This window comes from Pseudomonas sp. B414 (assembly GCF_055408445.1).
In genome coordinates this window covers 341550-357049 of sequence record NZ_JBUZTQ010000001.1, presented here as the reverse complement: position 1 = coordinate 357049, position 15500 = coordinate 341550, and the positions used below count along the sequence as shown (strand labels likewise).

16 protein-coding genes are annotated in these 15500 nt (G+C 59.5%); 12 read left to right on the top strand and 4 right to left on the bottom strand.

Annotation, left to right across the window (positions count from 1 at the left end; genetic code table 11):
* Nucleotides 1-6: 6 nt before the first annotated feature.
* The 6 genes from ACZRMH_RS01670 to ACZRMH_RS01645 all read left to right on the top strand — a co-directional run bounded on the left by ACZRMH_RS01670 (nt 7) and on the right by ACZRMH_RS01645 (nt 5319).
* Nucleotides 7-870: a YicC/YloC family endoribonuclease gene (locus tag ACZRMH_RS01670; protein ID WP_464011868.1), complete on the top strand. Its 864-nt coding sequence runs from the start codon at nt 7-9 to the stop codon at nt 868-870.
* 13 nt (nt 871-883) lie between these two features.
* Entirely contained in the window at nt 884-1504 is a 621-nt protein-coding gene (gene gmk / locus ACZRMH_RS01665; protein ID WP_019828193.1) for a guanylate kinase, read from the top strand.
* Nucleotides 1505-1671: 167 nt separating this feature from the next.
* Nucleotides 1672-1935 (top strand): DNA-directed RNA polymerase subunit omega, encoded by a 264-nt coding sequence (gene rpoZ, locus ACZRMH_RS01660; RefSeq protein ID WP_016782707.1) that lies wholly within the window; start codon nt 1672-1674, stop codon nt 1933-1935.
* Between the two features lie 60 nt (nt 1936-1995).
* Nucleotides 1996-4101, top strand: a complete 2106-nt coding sequence (gene spoT, locus ACZRMH_RS01655) for a bifunctional GTP diphosphokinase/guanosine-3',5'-bis pyrophosphate 3'-pyrophosphohydrolase (RefSeq protein ID WP_016782708.1) — start codon at nt 1996-1998, stop codon at nt 4099-4101.
* 24 nt (nt 4102-4125) lie between these two features.
* Complete coding sequence (locus ACZRMH_RS01650; RefSeq protein ID WP_153432836.1) at nt 4126-4506, top strand: RidA family protein; 381 nt, start codon at nt 4126-4128, stop codon at nt 4504-4506.
* 66 nt (nt 4507-4572) lie between these two features.
* Nucleotides 4573-5319: a hypothetical protein gene (locus ACZRMH_RS01645; protein WP_464011867.1), complete on the top strand. Its 747-nt coding sequence runs from the start codon at nt 4573-4575 to the stop codon at nt 5317-5319.
* Nucleotides 5320-5425: 106 nt separating this feature from the next.
* Here the strand turns inward: ACZRMH_RS01645 and ACZRMH_RS01640 are convergent, their stop codons facing one another.
* Nucleotides 5426-6283 (bottom strand): SDR family oxidoreductase, encoded by an 858-nt coding sequence (locus ACZRMH_RS01640; protein WP_464011866.1) that lies wholly within the window; start codon nt 6281-6283, stop codon nt 5426-5428.
* Nucleotides 6284-6472: 189 nt separating this feature from the next.
* Here ACZRMH_RS01640 and exbB point away from each other — a divergent pair, with 189 nt between their 5' ends.
* The 6 genes from exbB (at nt 6473) to ACZRMH_RS01610 (ending at nt 13269) form a co-directional block, all read left to right on the top strand.
* A complete protein-coding gene (exbB, locus tag ACZRMH_RS01635; RefSeq protein WP_464011865.1) occupies nt 6473-7453 on the top strand; it encodes a tonB-system energizer ExbB in 981 nt (326 codons plus the stop codon).
* A gap of 6 nt (nt 7454-7459) precedes the next feature.
* Nucleotides 7460-7885: a TonB system transport protein ExbD gene (gene exbD / locus ACZRMH_RS01630; RefSeq protein ID WP_016782713.1), complete on the top strand. Its 426-nt coding sequence runs from the start codon at nt 7460-7462 to the stop codon at nt 7883-7885.
* A complete protein-coding gene (locus tag ACZRMH_RS01625) occupies nt 7882-8628 on the top strand; it encodes a TonB family protein (protein WP_464011864.1) in 747 nt (248 codons plus the stop codon). Before exbD ends, ACZRMH_RS01625 begins: the two co-directional genes overlap by 4 nt.
* Nucleotides 8629-8790: 162 nt before the next feature.
* A complete protein-coding gene (locus tag ACZRMH_RS01620; protein WP_464011863.1) occupies nt 8791-9711 on the top strand; it encodes a LysR substrate-binding domain-containing protein in 921 nt (306 codons plus the stop codon).
* An 8-nt stretch (nt 9712-9719) separates the two neighbouring features.
* Nucleotides 9720-11795 (top strand): ATP-dependent DNA helicase RecG, encoded by a 2076-nt coding sequence (gene recG, locus ACZRMH_RS01615; protein ID WP_464011862.1) that lies wholly within the window; start codon nt 9720-9722, stop codon nt 11793-11795.
* Between the two features lie 79 nt (nt 11796-11874).
* Nucleotides 11875-13269 carry an HDOD domain-containing protein gene (locus ACZRMH_RS01610; RefSeq protein ID WP_464011861.1) on the top strand — a complete coding sequence of 465 codons (1395 nt, stop codon included), beginning with the start codon at nt 11875-11877 and terminating at the stop codon, nt 13267-13269.
* A gap of 43 nt (nt 13270-13312) precedes the next feature.
* On the opposite strand, the gene ACZRMH_RS01605 is transcribed toward ACZRMH_RS01610, so the two are convergent.
* From ACZRMH_RS01605 to ACZRMH_RS01595, 3 genes are all read right to left on the bottom strand, one after another.
* A complete protein-coding gene (locus ACZRMH_RS01605; RefSeq protein ID WP_464011860.1) occupies nt 13313-13693 on the bottom strand; it encodes a helicase in 381 nt (126 codons plus the stop codon).
* A 191-nt stretch (nt 13694-13884) separates the two neighbouring features.
* Nucleotides 13885-14160, bottom strand: coding sequence for an HU family DNA-binding protein (locus tag ACZRMH_RS01600; protein ID WP_016782719.1), 276 nt, complete (start codon nt 14158-14160; stop codon nt 13885-13887).
* 189 nt (nt 14161-14349) lie between these two features.
* Nucleotides 14350-15498 (bottom strand): NAD(P)/FAD-dependent oxidoreductase, encoded by a 1149-nt coding sequence (locus ACZRMH_RS01595; protein ID WP_464011859.1) that lies wholly within the window; start codon nt 15496-15498, stop codon nt 14350-14352.
* Between the last annotated feature and the right edge of the window lie 2 nt (nt 15499-15500).

Here is a 15500-nt window from a genome sequence, read left to right as displayed (position 1 = left end):
CCGTCCATGGTGCATAGCATGACCGCCTTTGCCCGCGTCGAAAGCGCCGGCACTCAGGGCACCCTGAGTTGGGAGCTGCGCTCGGTCAACAGCCGCTACCTGGAGCCGCACCTGCGTCTGCCTGAGTCTTTCCGAGACCTTGAAGCTGCGGTGCGTGAAGCGCTGCGCCAGGGGATTTCGCGGGGCAAGCTGGAATGCACCCTGCGTTTCACCGAAGAAACTACCGGCAAGCCGCTGCAGGTTGACCGTGAGCGCGCTGCGCAACTGGTCGCTGCCGCCGAAACCATCGCCAGCCTGATCAAGCAGCCGGCCCCGCTCAACCCACTGGAAGTGCTGGCCTGGCCCGGTGTTCTGGTGGCCGATGCCAGCGACCCGCAAGCCTTGAACAGCCAGGCCCTGGTGTTGTTCAAGCAAGGCCTGCAAGAACTGAAAAACGGCCGCGAGCGCGAAGGCGCGGAGCTGGCACGCTTGATCAGCGATCGTTTGACCGCCATAGAAGGCGATGTCGACACCCTGCGCGAACTGGTACCGCAGATGCTCGCCACCCAGCGCCAAAAGGTGCTCGATCGCTTTGCCGACATGAAGGCCGAGCTTGATCCGCAGCGTCTTGAGCAGGAAATGGTCATGCTCGCGCAAAAAAGCGACGTGGCCGAAGAGCTGGACCGCCTGAGCACGCATATTCTTGAAGTGCGCCGCGTGCTCAAGTCCGGTGGTGCTGCCGGTCGTCGCCTCGACTTCCTGATGCAAGAACTTAACCGCGAGGCCAATACCCTGGGCTCCAAGGCATTCGATCCACGCAGCACGCAAGCGGCGGTCAACCTCAAGGTGTTGATCGAGCAGATGCGTGAACAAGTACAGAATATTGAGTAAGGCACCCCCTGAGATGAACCACAGCACTGGCACCCTTTATATCGTTTCTGCCCCGTCGGGCGCAGGCAAGACCAGCCTGGTAAAAGCGTTGATCGACGTTGAGCCGCAGATCCGAGTATCGGTTTCGCACACCACCCGCGCCATGCGCCCGGGCGAAGTGAACGGCGTGAACTATCATTTTGTCGAGCGCGAAGAGTTCGTCAAAATGATCGAGCACGGTGATTTCCTCGAGCGCGCCGAGGTGTTCGGCAACCTGTATGGCACGTCCCAGAGCCATTTGCAGCAGACTCTGGATGAAGGTCATGACCTGATTCTGGAAATCGACTGGCAAGGCGCCGAGCAGGTTCGCAAGCTGATGCCCCAAGCGCGTTCGATCTTTATCCTGCCGCCAAGCCAGGAAGCACTGCGTCAGCGTCTGGACAACCGTGGCCAGGACAGCGACGAAATCATTGACGGTCGCATGCGCGAAGCCGTGAGTGAAATGAGCCACTATGTGGACTACGACTACCTGATCATCAATGACGATTTTGCCCTCGCACTTGAGGACTTGAAGGCCATTTTCCGCGCCAATCGCCTCCAGCAAAAACGCCAACAGCAGCGTTTTGGCAAATTGCTGGCCGAACTGCTCGGATAATGAGCACTTCCCAAAACCCCTGTAAGGGCTTTACATTGGCGCTTACAGGGGTTTTAGAGCAGTGCCGGAAAAATCAGCGCTTCCCTAATGGCTGGTGATTTTTTAAACTGTTGAGTCCGCTCGCCCATCCGGGCAGCGCGCATATTGCATTTGCTACGAGGAAGACCATGGCCCGCGTAACCGTTGAAGACTGTCTAGAACACGTGGATAACCGCTTTGAGCTGGTCATGCTCTCTACCAAGCGTGCCCGTCAACTGGCCACCGGCGGTAAAGAGCCTCTGGTGCAGTGGGAAAACGACAAGCCTACCGTTGTTGCCCTGCGTGAAATCGCAGAAGGCCTGATGAGCTACGAGTTTATCGCCAACGCTGAAATCGTCGAAGACGAACCGCTGTTCGCAGCGTTCGAGGACGAGTCCAACGAGGCGAACTAAGCCTATGCCCGGTCGACGTAGCACGGCGAAGGGTAAAAAGTTTTGGCAGGAGGTTTCCTCATGCCGAGCATAGACGCCCTCGCCGATCGCTTGTCGGCGTACCTCGGCCCGGACCAGGTCAATCTGGTCCGCCGGGCGTACTTCTACGCAGAACAAGCCCACGACGGCCAACGCCGACGTAGCGGCGAGCCTTATGTCACGCACCCGCTGGCAGTGGCTAATATCCTTGCCGACATGCATATGGACCATCAAAGCCTGATGGCAGCCATGCTGCATGACGTGATTGAAGACACCGGTATTGCCAAGGAAGCGCTGGTAGCGCAGTTCGGTGAAACCGTGGCCGATCTGGTCGATGGCGTCAGCAAGCTGACGCAGATGAACTTCGAAACCAAGGCCGAAGCCCAGGCGGAAAACTTCCAGAAGATGGCCATGGCCATGGCACGCGATATTCGCGTGATCCTGGTGAAGCTGGCCGACCGTCTGCACAACATGCGCACCCTCGAAGTGCTGTCCGGCGAAAAACGCCGGCGGATTGCCAAGGAAACCCTGGAAATCTACGCACCCATCGCCAATCGGCTGGGCATGCACAGCATTCGTATCGAATTCGAAGACCTCGGTTTCAAGGCGATGTACCCGATGCGCTCCGCGCGCATTTACCAGGCGGTCAAACGCGCCCGGGGCAATCGCAAGGAAATCGTCAACAAAATTGAAGAATCGCTCAGCCACTGCCTGGCCATAGACGGCATTCAGGGCGAAGTCAGCGGTCGTCAAAAGCATATCTACGGCATCTACAAAAAGATGCGCGGCAAGCGCCGGGCCTTCAACGAGATCATGGACGTTTACGCGTTCCGCATCATCGTCGACAAGGTAGACACCTGCTATCGCGTACTGGGGGCTGTACATAATTTGTACAAACCCCTGCCGGGTCGTTTCAAGGACTACATCGCCATTCCCAAGGCCAACGGCTATCAGTCGTTGCACACCACGCTGTTTGGCATGCATGGCGTACCGATCGAAATTCAGATCCGTACCCGTGAAATGGAAGAAATGGCCAACAACGGCATCGCTGCCCACTGGCTGTACAAATCCAGTGGCGACGAGCAGCACACCGGCACCCACGCCCGGGCGCGGCAATGGGTCAAGGGCGTGCTGGAGATGCAGCAGCGCGCAGGCAACTCCCTGGAATTTATCGAAAGCGTGAAGATCGACCTGTTCCCGGACGAGGTCTACGTGTTCACGCCCAAAGGCCGGATCATGGAGCTGCCCAAAGGCTCCACGGCGGTCGACTTTGCTTATGCGGTACACACCGATGTGGGCAACAGCTGTATTGCGTGCCGGATCAATCGTCGTCTCGCGCCGCTGTCCGAGCCGCTGCAAAGTGGCTCCACGGTCGAGATCGTCAGCGCCCCCGGCGCCCGCCCCAACCCGGCCTGGCTCAATTTTGTGGTCACCGGCAAGGCGCGTACCCATATTCGCCATGCCCTCAAGCTGCAACGTCGCTCCGAGTCGGTCAATCTGGGCGAACGCCTGCTGAACAAGGTACTCAACGGCTTCAACAGCGCGCTGGACAAGATCCCCGCCGAGCGGGTGCAGGCCATGCTTCAGGAATACCGCCTGGAGCAGATCGAAGACCTGCTCGAAGATATCGGCCTGGGCAATCGCATGGCCTATGTAGTAGCCCGACGCCTGCTGGGCGAAGGCGAGGCATTGCCTAGCCCTGAGGGCCCGCTGGCGATTCGTGGTACGGAAGGCTTGGTACTCAGCTACGCCAAATGCTGTACGCCGATCCCGGGTGACCCGATTGTTGGTCATCTGTCTGCGGGCAAAGGCATGGTCGTGCACCTGGACAACTGCCGCAATATCAGTGAAATCCGCCATAACCCCGAAAAATGCATTCAGCTTTCGTGGGCCAAGGATGTTACCGGCGAATTCAACGTCGAATTGCGCGTCGAACTGGAACACCAGCGCGGCCTGATTGCGCTGCTGGCCAGCAGCGTCAACGCTGCCGACGGCAATATCGAAAAGATCAGCATGGACGAACGCGATGGTCGCATCAGCGTGGTCCAACTGGTGGTCAGCGTGCACGACCGCGTGCACCTGGCTCGCGTGATCAAAAAACTGCGCGCCCTTACCGGGGTCATCCGCATCACTCGTATGCGTGCGTAGCCATCTAAATACAAGGAGTCACCCATGTCCAAGACTGTTATCACCAGCGACAAGGCACCTGCGGCAATCGGTACTTATTCCCAGGCGATCAAGGCTGGCAATACTGTCTACATGTCCGGTCAAATCCCGCTGGACCCAAAAACCATGGAGCTGGTTGAAGGCTTTGAAGCCCAGACCATCCAGGTTTTCGAAAACCTGAAGTCGGTCGCTGAAGCAGCGGGTGGTTCGTTCAAGGACATCGTCAAACTGAACATCTTCCTGACTGACCTGAGCCACTTCGCCAAGGTCAACGAGATCATGGGCAAGTACTTCGAACAGCCGTACCCGGCCCGCGCCGCCATCGGCGTTGCAGCCCTGCCTAAGGGTTCGCAGGTAGAGATGGACGCTATTCTGGTACTTGAGTAACACCCTCGGCGCAGCGTCTTCATGCTGCGCCAACCCCGCTCTTCCCGGCTTCAAAAGGATTCCAGCATGCGCAAAGCGCTTGTGTTGTCACTGCTCACCATCGTGTTGGGTGGTTGTGCCAGCGAACCCGCCCGCCGCGACATCAGTGGTGTCTGGATCAATCAGGCCGCAATCGACGCCGCTGCCAATGGCGGTAACTTGCGCGAAGCCCTGTTGGCCTATGGGCCGAACCTGGAATGGGACATCGACAGCAAAAACGCCACCGCCCACTACACCAACGGTTTTGAGTCGGTTGAAGGCAAGCTGCTGCCTGCAAATGACGGTGGCTGGCAGGTCAGCTTTTATGGTGACAGCGCCACAGGTTTGAGCCTGAACGGTGAAGAGTTGATACAGGCCGAGACCGAAGCGGAACCGCGCCAGTCTTTCGTGCGTTCGCCGGTTAATGTGGCAGACGATGCACCGCTGGGTACGAGCTTTGAAACGTCACTCAATAGCGCTTATCTGGGCGGTCAGTGGCGTGTACTCAGTGGCGCCGGGCAAGGCGGGCTGGTGACATTTTTGCCGGACGGCCGGGTAAAAGGTCTGGCCAATACCCAGAACTACGTTCTGTGCCTGGCTGGCGATTGCGCTTCGATGAGTGGCGAGTACGACAGCTTCTGGCTGCAGCAGGGCGAAGCGGGCGCTGCGCACATTTTTGTTCGTGAGGGCCGCAAGCTGGAAATCTTCCAGGCGCTGGACGCTTCAGCCCCGGACGACATGCCCCAGTTTTACCCAGGTCAGCGTGAGTGGGTGTTGGAGAAGCAGTTGCCGTAATAGGGATACCCTGTGGGAGCGGGTTGCTCGCGATGGAATCGCCGCGTACTGACTGATACAACGAGTTGCCTGCATCACGAGCAAGCCCGCTCCCACAAGGCATGTATTAAGCCTTGCCTCCCAGAATCTGCTCATACCCCTCGCGATAACTGGTATAGCGCGGCTCCCAGCCCAGCGCCTTGGCCCGTGCGTTGCTGCAGCGTTTGCTGCCAGCCCGGCGGGTGCTGGTTTCAGCGGCCCATTCAGTAATACCCAGACGCTCACGTAGCCAGCCAACGACCTCGGCCAGAGGCACCGGCGCGTTATCCACACCTATATAGCAATCATCCAGCGCTTTGCCCTGGCGATCTGCCTCAAGCAAAAAGGCCAAAAGCCCGGCAGCGTCATCGGCATGGATCCGGTTGCCATACAGCGGTGGTTCGACGGCCACGCGATAGCCCTTGCGCACCTGCCCCAGCATCCATTCACGGCCCGGCCCGTAGATCCCGGTCAGGCGTACCACGCTGGCCGCAATGCCACTGTTCAGTGCCACCTGCTCGGCATCCAGCATGATCCGGCCCGAGTAGCTTGTTGCCTCGGCCGGGGATGTCTCATCGACCCATTCCCCGCCCTTCTGGGCGAACACACCGCTGCTGGACACAAACAGCAGGCGCCTGGGTCGCTGGCCATTTTGCTCAAGCCAGCTCAGGGTGTTTTTCAACCCGTCTACATAAGCCGCCTGATAGCCGGCTTCGTCATGCTCGGTGGCCGCCGCGCTGTACACCAGATAATCGATCTGGCCACTTGGCCATTGCACCGGGCATTGCTCACTGAACAAATCCCCCGCCACCCCGGTCACGCCCGCAGGCAGCCGGTCGATGGAGCGTCGCAAGCCATACACCTGCCAGTCATTGCCAAGCAGTTGAGTAGCCAGGCGGCTGCCAATATCACCGCACCCGGCGATCAAAACAGAGGCTTTGGGCATCGCAAAATTCCTAATCAAAAGTTACAAAACGACGTGTTTAGACACGACCTAAGTCGTGACTTTCGAAAAAAACAGATGCTATTGCTTTTGTTAACAAGAATTACTTGCAATAATAACGCATCATTTTGCCCTTGGTCTTACACCGCGTTGTAGGGCATTACCACATTACTTTCCTCAGGTCCGGCTAGCATGACACGCAATCATCCCACCGCTTCGCCAACCCAGCCTTTGAGCCCAACACGCGTCTGGCGTGGGGTTGCGGCGCTGATGTTCAGCTTGATGTTGGCACCTGTCGCGGCATTTGCCGACGAACCTGCTACCCCGGCAACGCAGGCTGCCACTGAGGCCGCTGCTCCGGCACCTGTTGCTGCACCAGGTGCGACTGATCCTACACTGGTTGAGGGTGCTGCTGCCCCGGCCGATGACGCACCGCAAATCATTGCCGAAGAAGACAACAGCCTGGGCATGGCCCACGACCTGTCGCCCTGGGGCATGTACAAAAACGCGGACATCATCGTCAAGATCGTGATGATCGGCCTGGCAATCGCCTCGATCATCACCTGGACCATCTGGATCGCCAAAGGCTTCGAAGTCCTGGGTGCCAAGCGTCGTCTGCGGGTTGAAATAGCCCAGCTGAAAAAAGCCCGTACCTTGAAAGAAGCCAGCGAAACCGCCGGTAAAGAAGGCACCCTGGCCCAACTGCTGGTGCAGGACGCCCTTGAAGAGATGCGCCTGTCGGCCAATAGCCGCGAAAAGGAAGGCATCAAGGAGCGTGTGAGCTTCCGTCTTGAGCGTCTGGTTGCCGCTTGCGGCCGCAACATGAGCAGCGGCACGGGCGTGCTGGCCACCATCGGTTCCACTGCACCGTTCGTCGGTCTGTTCGGTACCGTATGGGGCATCATGAACAGCTTTATCGGTATCGCCAAAACCCAGACCACCAACCTGGCCGTTGTTGCGCCGGGTATTGCCGAAGCCCTGCTGGCCACGGCGCTGGGTCTGGTTGCAGCGATCCCGGCGGTAGTGATTTACAACGTCTTCGCCCGCTCCATCACCGGCTACAAGGCCCAGGTGGCGGATGCCTCTGCTGAAGTGTTGCTGTTGGTTAGCCGTGACCTCGATCACCTGCCGCCTGAGCGTAGCTCGCAACCGCACATGGTGAAAGTGGGGTAATCGGCCATGGGCCTGCATTTAAAAGAAGGCGATGACGATCTCGCCGAGAACCATGAAATCAACGTCACCCCCTTTATTGACGTGATGCTGGTACTGCTGATCATCTTTATGGTGGCAGCACCGCTGGCCACTGTGGATATCAAGGTTGACCTGCCCGCTTCCAGTGCCAAACCGGCGCCGCGGCCTGAGAAACCGGTGTTCCTCAGCGTCAAGGCGGACCAGCGTCTGTATCTGGGCGAAGAACCGGTTACGGTTGAAGCCCTGGGCCCGACCCTGGATGCCAGGACCCACAACAACAAAGACACGACGATCTTCTTCCAGGCCGACAAAGGCGTGGATTACGGTGACCTGATGAGCGTGATGGATGCTTTGCGCGCAGCCGGTTACTTGAAGGTGGGTCTGGTCGGACTTGAGACGGCAGCCAAGAAATGACCATAGCGCGCCAAAAGATGACGCGTTACGCAACCAGCCTGGCCGTGGTATTGGGTGTCCATGCAGTGGCAGTGATTCTTGCCCTGCAATGGTCCAACCCGCGTGCGATCGAACTTCCGCCGCAAGCGATGATGGTCGATCTGGCGCCACTGCCGGCACCGCCTCCTCCTGCGCCGCCTAAAGTGGTGACACCGCCACAACCACCGGCGCCGGTGGAAGAGTTGCCGATACCCAAGCTGGCTGAAGCGCCCAAGCCGAAGATTTCTGTACCCAAGCCGGTCAAACCCAAGCAAAAGCCTCAACCGCCCAAGCCTGTGGAAAAACCCGACCCGGTTAAAGAGAAGCCTTCAGAAGAGAAACCAAGCGACGCGACGCCGACCAAGAACACCAGCGAGAAATCCGCTGCACCGGCCCTGGGGCCGTCAGCGCAACAACTGGCCGCCAAGGCCAGTTGGGAAGGTACTTTGCTGAGCCACTTGGGCAAGTACAAAAAGTACCCGCCTGCTGCGCAATCCCGTGGCAAGGAAGGCCTGAACCGTCTGCGCTTCGTGGTAGACGCTGAAGGCAAGGTACTGTCCTACGAGCTGGTAGGGCGTTCCGGCAATGCTGATCTGGACCGGGCCACCCTGGAAATGATCCGCCGGGCACAACCGTTGCCCAAGCCGCCGCCTGAGATGCTGACCAATGGCAGCATCGAGATCGTGGCACCCTTCGTTTATTCCATCGATAAACGTCGGCGTTAACACCATAAAGGGCACCTCAGGGTGCCCTTTGTGCATCTGCGGTATGGATAAAAAACCAGTAATACCTTGATTGGCTACTGTAGCTCTGAGGGTAATGTCTGATAACGTGCGTCTATCGATTGCAGCCGCTATGCTTGGCCCGCAACCACAGGGACGCCCGCTATGACGCTTACAGAATTACGCTACATCGTTACCCTCGCCCAAGAGCAGCACTTCGGCCATGCCGCTGAGCGTTGCCACGTCAGCCAGCCGACCCTGTCGGTGGGTGTGAAAAAACTGGAAGACGAACTCGGTGTGCTGATTTTCGAGCGCAGCAAAAGTGCCGTGCGTGTGACCCCTGTAGGTGAAGCCATCGTGGCTCAGGCGCAAAAAGTGCTGGAGCAGGCCCAGGGCATTCGCGAATTGGCCCAGGCCGGTAAAAACCAGCTGACCGCCCCTCTCAAAGTAGGCGCGATCTACACCGTGGGTCCTTACCTGTTCCCGCACCTGATTCCACAACTGCACCGGGTTGCCCCGCAGATGCCGTTGTATATCGAAGAAAACTTCACCCACGTGCTGCGCGACAAACTGCGCAACGGCGAGCTGGACGCGATCATCATCGCCCTGCCGTTCCAGGAAGCCGACGTGCTGACCCTGCCGCTGTACGACGAGCCGTTTTACGTGCTGATGCCCAGCGAGCACCCGTGGACCAAAAAAGAAACCATCGACGCCAGCTTGCTCAACGACAAGAGCCTGCTCTTGCTGGGCGAAGGCCACTGCTTCCGCGATCAGGTGCTTGAAGCCTGCCCGACCGTGGCCAAAGGCAATGATGGCGCCATGCACACCACGGTGGAATCCAGCTCGCTGGAAACCATCCGTCATATGGTGGCTTCAGGCCTGGGTATCTCGATTCTGCCGTTGTCGGCTGTCGACAGTCACCACTATGCCCCCGGCATCCTGGCCGTACGCCCGCTGACCCCGCCCGTGCCGTTTCGCACGGTGGCCATCGCCTGGCGCGCCAGCTTCCCGCGGCCCAAGGCGATTGAAATCCTCGCCGACTCTATCCGCCTGTGTTCGGTGGCCAAGCCGCCCGTTGCGAAGTAAGCCTGCCGATGACCGAGTTGTCGAAAGTGTCGGTCACCGCGCTCAAGGGCGTGGGCGAGGCCATGGCCGAGAAATTGGCCAAGGTCGGGCTGGAAAACGTCCAGGACGTGCTGTTTCATTTGCCATTGCGCTATCAGGACCGGACCCGGGTGGTGCCGATTGGCGCCTTGCGCCCCGGTCAGGATGCAGTGGTTGAAGGTCGGGTTATCGGCGCTGATGTGGTCATGGGCAAGCGTCGCAGCTTGCTGGTGCGTATCAACGATGGCACCGGCGGCCTGAGCCTGCGCTTCTATCACTTCAGCAATGCGCAAAAGGAAAGCCTCAAGCGCGGCACTGAAGTGCGCTGCTATGGCGAGGCTCGGCCTGGTGCCTCGGGGCTGGAGATCTATCACCCCGAATACCGTGCCATCACTGGCGATGAGCCGCCGCCGGTCGACACCACTCTGACCCCGATCTACCCCACGACCGAAGGCCTGACTCAGCAGCGCTTGCGCCAGCTCAGCCAGCAAAGTCTGGCCATGCTTGGCCCGCGCAGCCTGCCCGACTGGTTGCCGCCGGAACTGGCCAAGGACTACCAACTGGCCCCGCTGGATGAAGCCATTCGCTATTTGCACCAGCCCCCCGCTGATGCCGATGTCGAGGAGCTCGCCCTGGGCCATCACTGGGCACAACACCGTCTGGCCTTTGAGGAACTGCTGACCCACCAACTGTCTCAGCAGCGCTTGCGCGAGAGCCTTCGTTCCCAGCAGGCCCCGGCCTTGCCCAAGGCCACGAAGCTGCCGGGGCAATACCTCGCCAATCTGGGCTTCCCCCCGACTGGCGCGCAGACCCGGGTCGGCAACGAAATAGCCTACGATCTGAGCCAGCCTGAGCCCATGCTGCGTCTGATTCAGGGTGATGTGGGTTCTGGCAAGACAGTGGTTGCGGCAATGGCTGCGCTGCAGGCGCTTGAGGCGGGTTATCAGGTGGCCTTGATGGCACCCACGGAAATCCTCGCCGAACAGCATTTCATCAACTTCAAGCGCTGGCTGGAGCCTTTGGGGCTTGAAGTGGCATGGCTGGCGGGCAAGCTCAAGGGCAAGGCGCGCGTGACAGCGCTGGAACAAATCGCCAGTGGCGTGCCCATGGTGGTCGGCACTCATGCCCTGTTTCAGGAGCATGTGCAGTTCAAGAACCTGGCGCTGGTGATCATCGACGAACAGCACCGCTTCGGCGTGCAGCAGCGTCTGGCCTTGCGTAACAAGGGCGTGGGCGGGGTGATGTGCCCGCACCAGTTGATCATGACGGCCACCCCGATCCCGCGCACCCTGGCCATGAGTGCCTACGCCGACCTTGATACCTCGATCCTCGACGAATTGCCGCCCGGCCGGACCCCGGTCAACACCGTGCTGGTGGTCGATACGCGGCGTGTTGAAGTGATCGAGCGGGTACGCGCCGCTTGTGCCGAAGGGCGGCAGGCCTATTGGGTGTGTACCCTGATCGAAGAATCGGAAGAGATGACCTGCCAGGCCGCCGAAACCACGTTCGAAGATCTCTCCAGCGCCTTGGGTGAGCTGCGCGTGGGCCTGATCCACGGGCGCATGAAAGCCGCCGAGAAAGCCGAAGTCATGGCTCGCTTCAAGGCTGGTGAGCTGCAACTGCTGGTGGCCACCACGGTGATTGAAGTGGGTGTGGACGTGCCCAACTCAAGCCTGATGATCATTGAAAACCCCGAACGTCTGGGCCTGTCCCAGCTTCACCAGCTACGCGGGCGAGTGGGCCGGGGCAGCGCGGTGAGCCATTGCGTACTGCTGTATCACCCGCCGCTGTCACAAATCGGCCGTCAGCGCCTGGGCATCATGCGCGAGACCAACGACGGCTTTGTGATTGCCGAAAAAGACCTCGAACTGCGCGGTCCCGGCGAAATGCTCGGGACCCGTCAGACGGGTCTTCTGCAATTTAAAGTTGCCGACCTGATGCGCGATGCCGACCTGCTGCCCGCCGTACGCGAGGCGGCCCAGGCCCTGATCGAGCGTTGGCCAAGCCATGTCAGTCCGTTGCTCGATCGCTGGCTGCGTCACGGCCAACAATACGGGCAGGTGTAAAAGAACATTCAGTAAATGGCCGATCGGCCGATCAAGTGACGGCTTATCAAATTTGAGTTGTACAGAACGGATGCAGACCATGACTGAAGTTGCCAGCGCCCCTGCCGTTGCGAGCACGCCGTCTGTTGTCGGGCGCATGCTCGGTGACTTGGCCATCGCCTATCGCGAAGTCCCGGAGCACTCGGGGCTCGACCCTGCGCACAAGGTGCAGGCCGTGCTGCTCGATGATTCGATCGGCACCCTGATGGTGCTGTTTGCGCAGAGCCATCTGCTGGATCTGAACCGGCTGGCTGATTTGACCGGGCGGCGTATGACGGCGGTTGCGCCGGATCGCCTGCAACTGCTGTTCGACAAGCATGGCCTGAGCCTGCTGCCAGGCTTGCCAGCGCTGATCAATACACCGTGCCTGTATGAAGAGCAATTACTGCTGCAACCCTCGTTGCTGATCAGTGCCGGGCAGCCGGGCCAGTGGCTGGAGATTGCCCGGGAAGACTTCAAGCGCCTGCTGAAAAGCGCCAGCGCCGGTTGTTTTGGCGAGCCTTTGAGTGAGATCAGGCTTGATCTCGGCGGGGACGATGGTGATGCCATCACCCGGGCCGTCCAGGCCTTTACGGCGCGGCGAATCCAGCAGCGTCTGGAAGCCACCATCGAGCTGCCGCCGCTGTCAGAGAGTGTTCGGCGCATCATGCGCTTACGTTCCGACCCTGACGTCACTATTGATGAAATTACCAGCGTAGTGGAAACCGATCCGGCGCTGGCGGCGCAGGTCATGAGCTGGGCGTCATCCTCGTACTACGCATCACAGAGCAAGATTCGTTCGGTTGAAGACGCGATTGTGCGGGTACTGGGGGTCGATCTGGTGATCAACCTGGCGCTAAGCCTCTCGCTGGGCAAAAGCCTGAGTTTGCCCAAGGATCATCCGCAATCGAGTACGCCTTACTGGCAACAGTCGATCTACACCGCGGCGGTCATTGAAGGACTGACCCGCGCCATGCCCCGGGAACAACGCCCGGAAGTGGGCATGACCTACCTGGGCGGGTTGCTGCACAACTTTGGCTACTTGCTGCTGGCTCATGTATTCCCGCCGCACTTTTCGCTTATTTGCCGTCATCTGGAGGTCAACCCCCATGTCAGCCATAGCCTGATCGAACAGCATTTGCTGGGCATCAGCCGTGAGCAGATGGGCGCCTGGCTGATGCGCTTTTGGGAAATGCCGGACGAGTTGGCGATAGCTGTGCGTTTTCAGCACGACCCGGACTATGTCGGGGCGGATGCCCATTATCCGAACCTGGTGTGTGTCGCGCTGGGGTTGCTGCGTAGTCGCGGAATCGGGCATGGGGCTTGCGAGCCGTTGCCGGATACGTTGTTCGAGCGTTTGGGCGTGCCTCGCGAGAAAGCTGAGGCTGTGGTGGGTAAAGTGCTGGAAGCTGAGGTGCTGCTGCGGGAGATGGCGGCGCAGTTTGGTCAGGCTTGAATCGTGAAAAGCCAAAGCCCCTCACAGTGAGGGGCTTTTGACCTTAAGCCTTGGCTTTTTTACGCGGCTTGAGGTACTTGGTCAGGCCCTGGAACCAGATCACCAGCGCCGGGTTGCCCTTGATCTGAATCGACTTGTCCTGAATCCCGGTCATAAACGCCAGCTGCTTGTTCTTCGCTTGCAGCGTGGCGAAGCCGTAGGCGGCATCTTTAAAGGCGATGGCAAACGCAGGCTCGGGGTACAGGCCGCCGTGGCTGGTAATGCGCTGGTTTTTTACCTTGAAGTGACGGGCCACTTTGCCGTCGAGGGTTTGCAGTTGGAACACCAGATCCTTGTCACCCAGTTGTTGCTGGAAAGCAGGATTCTTGCGGCTGGCTTTGCCCATCAAAAAGCCCAGCATCCAGAGCAGAAAACGAAATTTCATGTACGCGGCCTCGGGGGAATAAAAAAATGGCCGGCGCAGTGTAACGATTTGAGCGAAGAACGCCATATATCTGCATAGATAGGCGTAGATGGGATGGGTTTTGCCACTTATGGCCGCACAATCGGCCCTTGTTTTATCAAGAATGGGCCGCCGGCAGCGCCAGCTTGCCCATTCTTCAGGACGCCAGTGCCTTAAGGATTGACGCTGTCCTTGAGGAACTTGCCCGGCTTGAACGCGACCGTGTTGCTGGCCTTGATGGTGACCGGCTGGCCGGTTTGCGGGTTCTGGCCTGTACGGGCACCACGGTGACGCTGAATAAAGGTGCCAAAGCCGACCAGCGTGACGCTGTCTTTGCGATGCAGGGCCTGGGTGATTTCTTCAAGCACTGCATTGAGAACGCGGTTGGCTTGCTCTTTGGTTAGGTCAGCCTTTTCAGCGATAGCTGCGGCGAGATCGGGTTTACGCATGATGAAGCCTCATTGACGGTTTTTTGTTGTTATGTCCGTGCTGCTCTCTACGGAGCAGCGCCTAAGGCGCCGCAGGCTCTAAACTGCGGCAGACCGGTGTGAGAATGGCACGCGGCCAAGGTCGACGCCAGTCTCGGCACAGGCTTTGTTGAGCCAAGGCAATGCTATATGTGACAGAGTGCGCCGTGTTTACGCCAAAAGTGCAGGCAGCTCTTTGTTTAGCGCAAGTTTTTCGCGAACGGCTTCGCCAGTCAGGGCGTAACCGAGCAGTTTGCCGTCTGCGTCGCGGCACAGCGCTTTGATATCGGCGCCCTGGCCTTCCACAGTCCAGGTGCCCTCGCAACCACGGGGTACGGGAGACACCACCAACGGGCAAACCGGGGTTTTTACGGTAATGGGCATGGCCCCGTAGCTCACCGCAGTCGGGTTGCCTGCCAGGGTTTGCGCCAGGGCGCGGGCGCAGCTCATCAGCGGCATCACGTACAACAGGTTCAAGCCATCGACTTCGGCACAGTCGCCCAGCGCGTAGATATTGGCGTGGGAGGTTTTAAGCAAGCGATCGACCTCGATCCCGCGATTGACCTTGATCCCGGCAGCCGCCGCCATATCAATACGCGGGCGCAGGCCAATGGCCGATACCACCACATCGCACGGCACCAGGCTGCCATCCGACAAGTGCGCCTCCAGCCCGGCATCCGTACGTTGTAAACGAGTCAGCAGCGGGCCCAGATGAAAACGTGCGCCCAGGCTTTCAAGGCCGGACTGGACCGCCGCTGCGGCGGCAGGATGCAGCAAGGTGGGCATCACCTGCTCGCAGGGGGCCACCAGGTCAACCTCGTAGCCGCCCGCGATCAGGTCATTGGCAAATTCGCAGCCGATCAAGCCGGCACCCAGGATCAACACGCGGCGCTTGCCTGCTGCTGCGGTGCGAAAGCGGGCGTAATCTTCAAGATCATTGATCGGGAAGATCGCGCCCTGCGCATCGCCTTCCACCGGTACCTGCACGGTTTGCGCGCCCCAGGCCAGAATCAGGTCGCGATAGGGTACGGCCTCTTCGCCGATCCACAATTGCTTGTGGCCAGGGTCGATCCCGCTGATACGGGTGTGGGTGCGTACCTGGGCATTGAGCTGTGTGGCCATGGCCTCGGGTGTTGCCATGCTCAGGCCGTCGGCTTCCTTGTTTTTGCCAAAGCCGGTGGAGAGCATCGGTTTGGAGTAGGAGCGCCCGTCATCGGCGGTGATCAGCAGCAGCGGGGTTTCGCTGTCCAGCTTGCGAAACTCCCGGGCCAGGTTATAGCCAGCCAGGCCGGTGCCTACGATCACTACAGGTGCGTTCATTC